We start from the raw sequence: 12188 nt of genomic DNA on the forward strand, positions 1-12188 counted from the left end.
AGATATGGAATGAAGGTGATGCAGCCGGCGGTCTACATCATGGCGAGCAGACGGAACGGGACGCTCTATACCGGCGTCACCTCGAACCTGCCTGAACGGGTGTGGCAGCATCGCGAAGGTGTTACCGACGGGTTCACGCAGCGTTACGGCTGCAAGATGCTGGTCTGGTACGAAATGGCGGAATCGATGGAGGTGGCCATCATGCGCGAGAAGCAGATCAAGGCAGGCTCACGGGCGAAGAAGATAGCATTGATCGTCGGGTTCAATCCCGATTGGCAGGATTTTTATCAGAGCATCGCTCAAGGGTGAAACGTCGCTTGGATTGCTTCGCTTCGCTCGCAATGACGAAGGATAGTATGTGAAACTCGGCCGTCTCAACCATATCGGCATCGCGACGCCTTCGCTGGAGGCGAGCCTGGCCTATTATCGCGACATCATGGGCGCGACGCTGACGCACGAACCGTTCGACCTGCCCGCGCAGGGGGTGAAGGTGTGTTTCGTGGATACGCCCGGCGAAGGCGGCACCGCCGGCACCCAGATCGAACTGATCGAACCGCTGGGCGAGAACTCGCCCATTCACGGCTTTATCGCCAAGAACCCGGCCGGAGGGCAGCATCATATGTGCTATGAAGTGGCCGATATTCACGAGGCGAAGGCCTGGTTCGAGGGGCTGGGCAAGAAGATACTGGGCGAACCGCGCATCGGCGCCCATGGCACGCCGATCTTCTTCGTCCACCCCAAGGACATGAACGGGGTGCTGACCGAGATCATGGAGACGCCGAAGGACGGCGCGCACTGACAACACCCCTCCCGCAAGCGGGAGGGGCAGCGAGACTTGGCGGCTCTGCCGCCTAGTCGCAGCGGGGTGGGCACGGGACAGCCCACTCCAACTCCGGCTAAGCAGCAAGCTGCTAAGCCTGCATATCCTCTCCCGCCTGCGGGAGAGGAGTGAAGGGTAGGAACGAATGACCGACAAGCCGACATTGGACCAGTGGGCCGCCGCTGCCGCCAAGGAAGTGAAGGGCAAGGATCTGAACTGGGATACCCCGGAAGGTATCACGGTGAAGCCGCTCTACACGGCCGAGGACGTCAGCGTCGATCCGGGCCTGCCGGGCTTCGCGCCCTTCACGCGCGGCGTGCGCGCCTCCATGTATGCGGGGCGTCCCTGGACCATCCGCCAATATGCGGGCTTCTCCACCGCCGAGGAATCCAACGCTTTCTATCGCCGCAACCTCGCCGCCGGGCAGAAGGGGCTGTCCGTCGCGTTCGATCTCGCCACCCATCGCGGCTATGACAGCGACCATCCTCGCGTGACCGGCGATGTCGGCAAGGCCGGCGTGGCGATCGACACGATCGAGGATATGAAGATCCTGTTCGATGCCATCCCGCTCGACAAGATGAGCGTGTCGATGACCATGAACGGCGCGGTTATCCCGATCCTCGCCTTCTTCATCGTCGCGGGTGAGGAGCAGGGGGTCGAGCGCAAATTGCTCGACGGGACCATCCAGAACGACATCCTCAAGGAGTTCATGGTCCGCAACACCTATATCTACCCGCCCGAACCCTCGATGCGGATCATCAGCGACATTTTCGGCTATACCTCGCGTGAGATGCCCAAGTTCAACAGCATCTCCATCTCCGGCTATCATATGCAGGAAGCCGGCGCGACGCAGGTGCAGGAACTGGCCTTCACCATCGCCGACGGCGCGGAATATGTGCGCTATGGCGTGGCATCGGGCCTCGATATCGACAAGTTCGCCGGACGGCTGAGCTTCTTCTTCGCCATCGGCATGAACTTCTTCATGGAGATCGCCAAGCTGCGCGCCGCCCGCGTGCTGTGGCATCGCGTCATGACCAAGCTCGGCGCGCAGGACGAGCGCAGCAAGATGCTGCGCACCCATTGCCAGACTTCGGGTGTCAGCCTGACCGAGCAGGACCCCTATAACAATGTCATGCGCACCACGATCGAGGCGATGGCGGCGATGCTGGGCGGCACCCAGTCGCTCCACACCAATGCGCTGGACGAAGCCATTGCGCTGCCGACCGACTTCTCGGCCCGGATCGCGCGCAACACGCAGATCGTCATCCAGGAAGAGACGGGCATGTGCAATGTCGTCGATCCGCTGGGTGGCAGTTACTATGTCGAGGCGCTGACCCAGCAACTGGTCGACGCCGCGCAGGAAATCATCGACCGCGTAGAAGCCGAAGGCGGCATGGCGAAGGCCGTGGGCGCCGGCTGGCCCAAGGCGATGATCGAAACCGCCGCCGCCGCCCGTCAGGCCCGCGTCGATCGAGGCGACGATGTGATCGTGGGCGTGAACAAATATCGCCTCGCCAATGAAGACCTGCTGGAAACGCTGGAGGTCGACAATGCCAAGGTGCGCGACGCACAGATCGCCCGCATCAACCGGGTGAAGGCGGAGCGCGACGAGGACGCCTGTCAAGCCGCGCTCCAGTCGCTGCGTGACGCCGCAGCCGCGCCGCAATCGATCGAAACCAATCTCCTCGCCCATGCGGTTGAAGCCGCCCGCGCCCGCGCCACGCTGGGCGAAATCTCCGCCGCCATGGAGGACAGCTTCAATCGCTATGGCACCCAGCCGACGCCCGTAAAGGGCGTCTATGCCGCCCCTTATGCAGGGGACAGCCGCTGGCAACAGGTTCTCGACGGCGTGCAGGCCGTCGAACGGCGCCTCGGTCGTAAGCCCAAGCTTCTTGTTGCGAAGATGGGCCAGGATGGACACGACCGGGGCGCCAACATCATCGCATCCGCCTTTGGGGACATGGGCTTCGATGTGGTGTCCGGTCCGCTGTTCCAGACGCCGGAGGAAACGGTGGTGCTGGCGCTCGATACGGGGGTCGATGTGGTGGGCGCCTCGTCGCTGGCCGCGGGACACAAGACGCTGATCCCCGAACTGATCAACCGGCTGCGCGAACAGGGGCGCAGCGACATCAAGGTGATCGCCGGCGGGGTCATCCCGCCGCAGGATTATGACTATCTTCGTGACGCCGGGGTTCAGGGCATTTATGGGCCGGGTTCCAATGTCGTGGAGTGCGCGGCCGATGTGCTGCGCCTGCTCGGCCACAACATGCCCCCGGCGGGGCTGGAGGAAGCCGCTTGACGTCCGTTTCTATCTTTTCAGTTGCCACTCGATTGTTTATTGATTTCGTCGGACAATCGGAGGATGCCCATGCATAAGGCCCGTAACGACTGGACGCGCGAGGAAATCGCCGCGCTGTTCGACCTGCCCTTCAACGACCTGATGTTCGACGCGCAGTCGATCCATCGCGCCAACTTCCCGCGCAATGAAGTGCAACTGTCCACTTTGCTGTCGATCAAGACCGGCGGCTGTCCGGAGGATTGCGGCTATTGCAACCAGTCGGCCTCGGCGGAAAGCGGCCTGAAGGCTGAAAAGCTGATGAGCGTGCAGGCGGTGATGCAGGCGGCGGCGCAGGCCAAGGACGCAGGCTCCTCGCGCTTCTGCATGGGTGCCGCCTGGCGCAACCCCAAGGAGCGCGACATGCCCGCCATCGTCCAGATGGTGAAGGGCGTCCGCCAGATGGGCATGGAAACCTGCATGACTTTGGGCATGCTGGATGAAAAGCAGGCCAGGACATTGGCCGACGCGGGTCTCGATTATTACAACCATAATATCGACACCTCGCCCGAACATTATGAGAAGGTCATCACCACCCGGACCTTCGACGATCGACTGGTGACGCTGGAAAATGTCCGTAATTCGGGCATCAACGTCTGTTCGGGCGGCATCGTCGGCATGGGCGAAACGCGCGAGGACCGTGTCGGCTTCCTCCACGCGCTGGCCGTGTTGCCCGCCCATCCGCAGAGCGTGCCGATCAATGCGCTCGTCCCGGTCAAGGGCACGGTGCTGGGCAATATGCTGGCCGACACGCCGCTGGCCAAGATTGACGAGATCGAGTTCGTGCGCACGGTTGCGGTCGCGCGGATCGTGATGCCGGAAAGCATGGTGCGGTTGAGCGCGGGCCGCGAGAGCATGTCGGATAGCTGCCAGGCGCTCTGCTTCATGGCCGGCGCGAACAGCATCTTCACCGGCGACAAGCTGCTGACCACGGCGAATGCGGGCGACAATGCGGATGCCGCGCTGTTCGCGAAGCTGGGCGTCGTGCCCATGCAGGCAGAGGTCAAGGTCGAACTGGAGGCGGCGGAGTGAACAAGCCGAGCGCCATAAAGATCGGACTCTTTGTGGTGCTCGGTATAGCCTATTGGCTGATCGCGATGATTGTCATTTTATTGGCGGCCATTGGCAATTGCGGGATGGGGCCAGATGCTCCGGCGGACTGCGATGGTATTTCGCCAGCTATTACGGGAGCGCTTTCGCTCCTGATTTTTGCAGGACTTAGTTTTGCCTATTTCAAGGCTCGGCTCTCCGGAGTGGATAGGCAATAAATCACAATCCGTTCGCCCTGAGCTTGTCGAAGGGCCGTACTTCTCTTGAAGACAAGAACGGGGCTTCGACAGGCTCAGCCCGAACGGGGTGAGAGGCATTGAATAAGGACTGGGACAGGAAATAGAATGGCAATCACCAAGATCCTGATCGCGAACCGTGGCGAAATTGCGTGTCGTGTCATGCGCACGGCCAAGAAGATGGGCATCAAGACCGTGGCGGTCTATTCCGATGCCGATGCGCGCGCGCCGCATGTGCTGATGGCGGACGAGGCCGTGCATATCGGCCCGTCGCCCGCGGCCCAGTCCTATCTGCTGGCCGACAAGATCATCGAGGCGTGCAAGGCCACCGGCGCCGATGCGGTGCATCCCGGCTACGGCTTCCTGTCCGAGCGCGAAAGCTTCCGCAAGGCGCTGGACGCCGAGGGGATCATCTTCGTCGGGCCGCCCGCCAATGCGATCGCCGCGATGGGCGACAAGATCGAGTCCAAGAAGCTGGCCATGGAAGCGGGCGTCAACGTCGTCCCCGGCTATGTCGGCGTGATCGACGATACAGACCATGCGGTGAAGATCTCCAACGAGATCGGCTATCCGGTGATGATGAAGGCCTCGGCCGGCGGCGGCGGCAAGGGCATGCGCCTTGCCTATAGCGAACAGGATGTCCGCGAAGGCTTCGAGGCGACCAAGCGCGAGGGGCTGAACAGCTTCGGCGACGATCGCGTCTTCATCGAGAAGTTCATCGAAAGCCCGCGCCATATCGAAATTCAGGTGCTGGGCGACCAGCATGGCAATATCGTCTATCTGAACGAACGCGAATGTTCGATCCAGCGCCGCCACCAGAAGGTGGTGGAGGAAGCGCCGTCGCCCTTCGTCTCGCCTGAAATGCGCAAGAAGATGGGCGAGCAGTGCGTCGCGCTCGCCCGCGCGGTCGGCTATTTCAGCGCCGGCACGGTCGAACTGATCGTCAGCGGTGAGGACAAGACCGGCGACGGCTTCTACTTCCTCGAAATGAACACCCGCTTGCAGGTGGAGCATCCCGTTACCGAGGAAATCACCGGCGTCGATCTGGTCGAACAGATGATCCGCGTCGCCAATGGCGAGAAACTGTCGTTCGGGCAGGCCGACGTGAAGATCAACGGCTGGTCGATCGAGAACCGCGTCTATGCCGAAGACCCCTATCGCGGCTTCCTGCCCTCGACCGGCCGCCTGATCCGCTACAATCCGCCCGAAACCGGCACGGATGAGAGCGGCGCGCTGATCCGCGTGGACGATGGCGTGGAGGAAGGCGGCGAAGTGTCGATCTTCTATGATCCGATGATCGCCAAGCTGATCACCTGGGCGCCGACCCGCCTCGAAGCCATCGACAAGCAGATCGAGGCGCTCGACAAGTTCGAGATCGAGGGGCCGGGTCACAATATCGATTTCGTCTCCGCGCTGATGCAGCATGAGCGGTTCCGGTCGGGCAATATCACCACCGGCTTCATCGCGGAGGAATATCCCGAAGGCTTCACCGGTGCGCCCGCGTCGGCGGAACTGCTTCAGCGCCTGTCCGCGATCGGCGCCTTTGCCGCCATGGCGCAGGCCGACCGCGCCCGCCGTATCGACGGGCAGCTCGGCCGTCGCCTGTCGCCGCCCACCGGCTGGCAGGTGAAGATCGGCGATGCCATCCATGACGTGGTGATCGATGGCGACGAAGTGACCGTCGATGGCGAAAGCATCGACATGGCGCTGGAATATACGCCGGGCGACCGCCTGATCGAGGCGGAATTTGGCGAGGAGCAACTGGCGGTGCGGATTGCGCCGGTGCGGTCGGGCTTCGTGCTGACGGCGCATGGGGCGAGCCACAAGCTGCGCATCCTGCCCGCCCATGCGGCGCCCTATGCCGCGCATATGATCGAAAAGATCCCGCCCGATCTGTCACGCTTCCTGATCTGCCCGATGCCCGGCCTGCTGGTCGCGCTGAACGTCAAGGAAGGCGACAAGGTCGAAATCGGCCAGCCGCTCGCGGTGATCGAGGCGATGAAGATGGAAAATATCTTGCGCGCTGGCAAGGCGGGCACGGTCAAGAGCGTGTCGGCCGCACAGGGCGAAAGCCTGCCGGTGGACGCGGTGATCCTGGAACTGGCGTAACCATTCCTCCCCGCTCGCGGGGAGGGGGACCACGAAGTGGTGGAGGGGGCATGCCTCTGGACGCGACCTCGCGTTTGCGGCACGCCCCCTCCATCGTCTTCGCCGACACCTCCCCGCAAGCGGGGAGGAACAGGAGTCCCCGCCATGCACCTGACCCACGACCCCAGCGCCCCCGCCGCCGACCTGATCAGCTTCGACGATTTCCTGAAGGTCGACATCCGCGTCGGCACGATCGTCAGTGCCGAACCTTATCCCGAGGCGCGCAAGCCCGCCTATAAGCTGCTGATCGATTTCGGCCCGGCGATCGGCCGGAAGACATCCAGCGCCCAGATCACCGAAAACCACGCACTGGTGGACCTGCCCGGCCGACAGGTCGCCGCCGTGGTCAATTTCCCGCCGCGCCAGATCGGCAAGTTCATGTCGCAAGTGCTGACACTGGGCTTCGCCGACGCGACCGGCGCGGTCATGCTGTTCGCGCCGGACCGGCCAGTGCCGAACGGATCGCGCCTGTTCTGAGCCTATAGCGCCCCGTCCAGCGTCCAGTCTCGAACGACGCGCTCCATTCCGTTTACCACCCGCGCCAGCCGGTCATAGTCGATCCGGTCGGGCGTGTCGGCTTCACTATGATAGTAGCGATAGCGAAAAGGCGCGGTGTCGGTGATCATCAGCGCCGGCACGCCAATCTGCGCGAACGCCCAATGATCCGACCAGTCTATCCCCTGTACGAAGGCGGGTGCGCTGCCGCCGACACTGGGGAAGGCGACTTCGCGGCGGAACGCGCCGACCGTCGATCGAACGAAGCTACGGGAAGACGTCATGCCCACGAAGGCGACGAAATTGCCGGTGTCGGGATAGAGCAGCGACAGGGGAAAGGGATAATGCTGGCTGCCCTTTGCATCGCTGTAGAAACCCAGCGTCTCCAGAGACAGCATGCCGATCATCTTTTCGCCACGCGCCGCCAGCGCCCTGGCATAGACCAGACTGCCCATATGCTCTGTCTGGAAATAGGGCGGCTCTTCATTGGCAAAGAAGGCGAAGCGCAGCCGCAACTTCGCCCGGCCACGCAGCGGCGCCAGTTTGCGCGCCAGTTCCAGCGCGGCCGCCGTGCCCGATCCATTGTCATTGGCGCCGGGCGTCGTGCCATAGCTGTCATAATGGGCGCCGATCACCAGCGTCGGCGCGGCGGGATCGGTCGGCTCCAGACTGGCGTCTATGTTGAAGACGCCGGGCACGGCGGCAATGGGCTGACGACGCGGCGCATAGCCCGCCTGCCGAAGCTGCGTCTCGATATGGCGGGCGACACTCTCCATCTCGCGCAGATGGACGCTGTTGTGCGGCTTGCGCGCGATGATGGCGACATCGGCCTTCAGCCGCGCGGCCGTCTCCCTCTGCTGATGGGTGATCCGTGGCAACGGCCCCTGATAGGATCGCCCCGGCACGGCGGTCATCCAGAGCAGGAGCCATAAAGGCGCCGAGAGCAGCAGGGCCATCCCAGCCAGAAGCAGGATATGCCGCCAATGCCCGGTCCAGCCGCTCCGCTCGCTTTCCATGCTGCCTCCCCTATTCCTGCCTTGATGATAGCGAGGCATTGCCATTCCTGCACCTGTCCTATTAGCGGACCGGGGTGATAGGATCGTCCTGCAATTGGAAAGGCGTAAATAGGAAAGATCATTTCCAACTTCTGTTCTAAAATGCCAAAACTCACGGGAAATATGCGAAGTTAAGGGGGACGGATGCCGGAGTCGGTGGGGACGGATTATGTCATGGATGCGCGGCGGGACCGGCTGGTCATCACCGCGTCGGCGCTGGGCACCGTGTTCGAATGGTATGATTTCTATATCTATGGCGTGCTGGCGCCGATCATCGGGCGCACCTTCTTCCCGACCGACAATCCCACCGTCGAACTGCTCTATACGCTGGCCGGTTTCGCGATCGGCTTTGCCTTCCGGCCGATCGGGGCGATGCTGTTCGGCTATCTGGGCGACCGGCTGGGGCGCAAATATACCTTCCTTGCCACGATCATCCTGATGGGGCTGGCGACGGCGGGCGTCGGCCTAACCCCTTCCGCCGCCAGCATCGGCATGGCGGCGCCCGTCATCCTGATCGCGCTGCGCATCGCGCAGGGTCTGGCGCTGGGCGGCGAATATGGCGGCGCGGCCATCTATGTCGCGGAACATTCGCCGCCCGGAAAACGCGGTTTCTACACCAGCTTCATTCAGGCCGGGGTGATTGGCGGCTTCATCCTGTCGCTGATCGTGGTCGTCGGCACGCAGGCGATCGTGGGCAAGGCGGTGTGGGACGCCTGGGGATGGCGCATCCCCTTCATCCTGTCGCTGGCCCTGCTGGGCATATCATTGTGGATGCGGCTGATGCTGCGCGAAAGCCCGGTGTTCCTGGCGATGAAAAAGGCGGGCGCGCAGGCGAAGAACCCGCTGAAGGAAGCCTTCACCGCGCCGGGCAACAAGAAGCGGATGTTCGTCGCCATGATCGGTATTGCGGCGGGCTTCACCGTCATCGCCTATACGGTGATGTTTCAGGCGCTCTATTTCCTGCAAAGCGGCCTGCATGTCGCGCCGGGGCTGGCGCAGTTGCTGGTGGGCGGCAGCGCCTTTTTCGGCGTGGCGAGCTTCATCTTCTTCGGCTGGCTGTCGGACCGGATCGGGCGCCGTAAGCCGATCCTGATCGGCTATGCGCTGGTGCTGCTGCTGGCGCTGCCGCTCTATCAGTTCATGGGGCGCACGGCGAACCCGGCGCTGGAAACGGCCGCCGCCCGCGCGCCCGTGGTGGTGAGCGGCCCCGATTGCCGCTTCGATCCCTTTGCGAAGGTGCAGCCCACCGCCTGCGGCAAGCTGCTCGATCATTTTTCCAAGCGCGGCATCCCCTATGACAAGCAACAGGGCGCTGCCCCGGCGGTGACGATCGGCGGCACGGCGGTCGGCGATCTCAGTCCGAAGGGGCTGGACGCGGCGCTGATGGCGGGGGGCTATGATTTCGGCACGGTGACGCCGGACTGGCCCCGTGCGCTGGCGCTGTTCGGCGCTTTGCTGCTGCTCTGGACGCTCTCTGGCGCGACCTATGGACCGGTGGCGGCGCTATTGTCGGAATATTTCCCGGCCCGCATCCGCTATTCGTCTCTGTCCATCCCCTATCATATCGGCACCGGCTATTTCGGCGGGTTCCTGCCGCTGGTCAGCCAATATATCGTGGCGCGGACCGGCGATCCCTATGCGGGTCTGTGGTATACACTGGCGGTCGTGGTGCTGGCGCTGGTCACCTGCCTGATTGGATTGCCCGAAACGAAGGATCGCCCCCTCGACGCCTGAGCCGCCGGGCGCTATCGGCAAAGCCATGCAAAGCTATATCGCCCCGCTGCGCCTGCGCCTTGATGGTGACGCGCTTGTGTCCAACTGGCGCTGGCTGTCGGCCATGAGCGGCGGTGCGGCCTGCGGCGCGGCGATCAAGGCCAATGGCTATGGGCTGGGCTCGGTCGAGGTGATGCGGCGGCTGATGCAGGCGGGTTGCCGGGATTTTTTCGTCTCCAACTGGGGCGAGGCGGCGGCGGTGGAACCGTTGCTGGAGGATGGCGTCAGCCTGTCCGTGCTGCATGGCGTGCGGGCGGAAGATATGACGCAGGCGCTGGCATCGCGCGCCCGGCCGGTGCTGTCGACCCCGGTGCAGATCGCGCGCTGGCGGGCGGCGGGCGGCGGCGATTGCGATGTGATGGTCGATACCGGCATGAACCGGCTGGGGCTGGACTGGCGCGGCGATGTGGCCGCGACGGTCGAGGGGCTGGAGATCGTGACTTTGATGAGCCATCTCGCCTCCGCCGACGAGGACACGCCGCTCAACGCGACGCAACTGGAGCGCTTCGCGGCGCTGCGGGAGCAAATGTCCTTGCGGCGCTACAGCCTGGCCAATAGCGCGGGCATCTGCCTTGGCAGCGGCTATCATTTCGACCTGACCCGGCCGGGGCTGGCTCTTTATGGCGGCATTCCGTCCCCGGTCGCCGCGCCGCATCTGTGCGCCGTGGTGCAACCGCAGGTGCAGGTGCTGCAACGGCGTCGTCTGCTGGAGGGCGACAGCATCGGCTATAATGCGACCTTCACGGCGCAGCGCGATCATGAGGTGGCAGTGCTGAACCTGGGTTATGCCGATGGCTATCTGCGGGGCTTTTCGGGGCGCGGCGCGGTGATCGTCGATGGCGAAAGCCTGCCGGTGCTGGGCCGCGTGTCGATGGACCTGCTGGCGGTCGACGTCAGCACGAAGCCCGATCTGGCGGAAGGCGACTGGCTCGACATCGCCTATGATCTGGGCATGGCGTCCGCGGCTTCGGGCCTGTCGCAATATGAACTGCTGACCGGGCTGGGCGCGCGCTACGATCGGCATTGGGACTGAAAGCAAAAGGGCCGCCGATCTTTCTACCGGCGACCCTCTGCATCATTGGTTTAGCCTCAGCGCTCGATGCACATGGCAACACCCATGCCGCCGCCGATGCACAGGGTGGCAAGACCCTTCTTCGCGTCGCGCTTGGCCATTTCATAGAGCAGGGTGGTCAGCACGCGCGCGCCCGATGCGCCGATCGGGTGGCCGATGGCGATCGCGCCGCCATTGACGTTCAGCTTTTCAGGATCGAAGCCCAGTTCCTGACCAACCGACAGCGCCTGCGCGGCGAAGGCTTCATTGGCCTCGATCAGGTCGAGGTCGGCGACGGACCAGCCCGCCTTGGCCAGCGCCTTGCGGCTGGCCGGGGCCGGGCCGATGCCCATGATCGCCGGATCGACACCGGCGGTGCCGAAACCGGCGATCCGGCCCAGCACGGTCGCGCCCCGCTTGGCGGCGGCATCGGCGGTCATCAGCACCAGCGCGGCGGCGCCGTCGTTCAGGCCGCTGGCATTGCCGGCGGTCACGGTGCCATCCTTCTTGAAGGCCGGACGCAGCGCCTGCATCGCCTCGATCGTCGCACCGGCGCGGATATATTCGTCATGCTCGACGACGACATCGCCCTTGCGGCCCTTGATCGTCACCGGCACGATTTCGTCGACGAAGCGGCCCGAAGCGCGCGCGGCTTCCGCCTTATTCTGGCTGGCGACGGCAAACTCGTCCTGTGCTTCACGGCTGATCTGGTATTTCTCGGCCAGATTTTCGGCGGTGATGCCCATATGATAATTGTTGAAGGCGTCGGTCAGGCCGTCATGAACCATCGTGTCGACAAAGGTCACCGGACCCATCTTCGCGCCGGGGCGCAGCAATTGGGCATGGGGCGCCATCGACATGCTTTCCTGGCCGCCCGCGACCATGATGTCGGCGTCGCCGGCACGGATCGCTTGCGCCGCCAGCGCAACGGCGCGCAGGCCCGAACCGCATAGCTGGTTCAGGCCGATCGCGGTCCGCTCGACCGGGATGCCGGCATTGACAGCAGCCTGACGGGCAGGGTTCTGGCCCTGCGCGGCGGCCAATACCTGACCCAGGATCACTTCATCCACTTCTTCGGGCGCGACGGCGGCCTGAGCAAGCGCGGCAAGAATTGCCTGACGGCCCAGCTCATGCGCGGGGACCGAACCGAAAGCCCCCAGGAAGCTGCCGACAGGCGTGCGCTTGGCGGCGGTAATGACGATGTCTGACAATGCCTTGATCCTCA

11 protein-coding genes are annotated in these 12188 nt (G+C 63.8%); 9 read left to right on the top strand and 2 right to left on the bottom strand.

Translation table 11 applies throughout. The annotated features are described in order from the left end of the window. Positions 1 to 18 precede the first annotated feature (18 nt). The 7 genes from BMX92_RS02775 (at position 19) to BMX92_RS02805 (ending at position 7066) form a co-directional block, all read left to right on the top strand. Positions 19 to 309 carry a GIY-YIG nuclease family protein gene (locus tag BMX92_RS02775; RefSeq protein ID WP_093012539.1) on the top strand — a complete coding sequence of 97 codons (291 nt, stop codon included), beginning with the start codon at positions 19 to 21 and terminating at the stop codon, positions 307 to 309. 49 nt (positions 310 to 358) lie between these two features. Beyond that, the gene (gene mce / locus BMX92_RS02780) at positions 359 to 799 is read left to right on the top strand and encodes a methylmalonyl-CoA epimerase (RefSeq protein WP_093011542.1); all 441 of its coding nucleotides are present in this window, start codon (positions 359 to 361) and stop codon (positions 797 to 799) included. Between the two features lie 166 nt (positions 800 to 965). Further along, positions 966 to 3119, top strand: coding sequence for a methylmalonyl-CoA mutase (gene scpA, locus BMX92_RS02785; RefSeq protein WP_093011545.1), 2154 nt, complete (start codon positions 966 to 968; stop codon positions 3117 to 3119). A gap of 63 nt (positions 3120 to 3182) precedes the next feature. Then, positions 3183 to 4187 (top strand): biotin synthase BioB, encoded by a 1005-nt coding sequence (gene bioB / locus BMX92_RS02790; RefSeq protein WP_093011548.1) that lies wholly within the window; start codon positions 3183 to 3185, stop codon positions 4185 to 4187. Further along, positions 4184 to 4423, top strand: coding sequence for a hypothetical protein (locus tag BMX92_RS02795; RefSeq protein WP_093011551.1), 240 nt, complete (start codon positions 4184 to 4186; stop codon positions 4421 to 4423). The genes bioB and BMX92_RS02795 overlap by 4 nt, the downstream gene beginning before the upstream one ends. 126 nt (positions 4424 to 4549) lie before the next feature. Further along, entirely contained in the window at positions 4550 to 6550 is a 2001-nt protein-coding gene (locus BMX92_RS02800; RefSeq protein WP_093011554.1) for an acetyl-CoA carboxylase biotin carboxylase subunit, read from the top strand. Positions 6551 to 6694: 144 nt separating this feature from the next. Beyond that, the gene (locus BMX92_RS02805; RefSeq protein WP_093011557.1) at positions 6695 to 7066 is read left to right on the top strand and encodes a tRNA-binding protein; all 372 of its coding nucleotides are present in this window, start codon (positions 6695 to 6697) and stop codon (positions 7064 to 7066) included. Between the two features lie 2 nt (positions 7067 to 7068). Here the strand turns inward: BMX92_RS02805 and BMX92_RS02810 are convergent, their stop codons facing one another. Then, positions 7069 to 8100: a M28 family peptidase gene (locus BMX92_RS02810; RefSeq protein WP_218145728.1), complete on the bottom strand. Its 1032-nt coding sequence runs from the start codon at positions 8098 to 8100 to the stop codon at positions 7069 to 7071. A 183-nt stretch (positions 8101 to 8283) separates the two neighbouring features. Between BMX92_RS02810 and BMX92_RS02815 the strand changes: the two genes are divergently transcribed. Together BMX92_RS02815 and alr are read left to right on the top strand one after the other, a co-directional pair. After that, positions 8284 to 9873 (top strand): MFS transporter, encoded by a 1590-nt coding sequence (locus BMX92_RS02815; protein WP_093011560.1) that lies wholly within the window; start codon positions 8284 to 8286, stop codon positions 9871 to 9873. A 25-nt stretch (positions 9874 to 9898) separates the two neighbouring features. After that, entirely contained in the window at positions 9899 to 10945 is a 1047-nt protein-coding gene (alr, locus tag BMX92_RS02820; protein ID WP_093011563.1) for an alanine racemase, read from the top strand. A 56-nt stretch (positions 10946 to 11001) separates the two neighbouring features. Here alr and BMX92_RS02825 read toward each other — a convergent pair whose 3' ends face one another. After that, positions 11002 to 12174, bottom strand: coding sequence for an acetyl-CoA C-acetyltransferase (locus tag BMX92_RS02825; protein WP_093012545.1), 1173 nt, complete (start codon positions 12172 to 12174; stop codon positions 11002 to 11004). Positions 12175 to 12188: the final 14 nt, after the last annotated feature.

The organism is Sphingobium sp. YR768 (assembly GCF_900111125.1).
In the GTDB taxonomy this organism is placed as follows: domain Bacteria; phylum Pseudomonadota; class Alphaproteobacteria; order Sphingomonadales; family Sphingomonadaceae; genus Sphingobium.

Bases quoted from the DNA above. Each gene is read 5' to 3' on its own strand.
- bioB (WP_093011548.1), top strand. From the start codon at position 3,183: ATGCCCATGCATAAGGCCCGTAACGACTGGACGCGCGAGGAAATCGCC.
- BMX92_RS02805 (WP_093011557.1), top strand. From the start codon at position 6,695: ATGCACCTGACCCACGACCCCAGCGCCCCCGCCGCCGACCTGATCAGC.
- BMX92_RS02815 (WP_093011560.1), top strand. From the start codon at position 8,284: ATGCCGGAGTCGGTGGGGACGGATTATGTCATGGATGCGCGGCGGGAC.
- BMX92_RS02800 (WP_093011554.1), top strand. From the start codon at position 4,550: ATGGCAATCACCAAGATCCTGATCGCGAACCGTGGCGAAATTGCGTGT.
- alr (WP_093011563.1), top strand. From the start codon at position 9,899: ATGCAAAGCTATATCGCCCCGCTGCGCCTGCGCCTTGATGGTGACGCG.
- scpA (WP_093011545.1), top strand. From the start codon at position 966: ATGACCGACAAGCCGACATTGGACCAGTGGGCCGCCGCTGCCGCCAAG.
- BMX92_RS02775 (WP_093012539.1), top strand. From the start codon at position 19: ATGCAGCCGGCGGTCTACATCATGGCGAGCAGACGGAACGGGACGCTC.
- BMX92_RS02810 (WP_218145728.1), bottom strand. From the start codon at position 8,100: ATGGAAAGCGAGCGGAGCGGCTGGACCGGGCATTGGCGGCATATCCTG.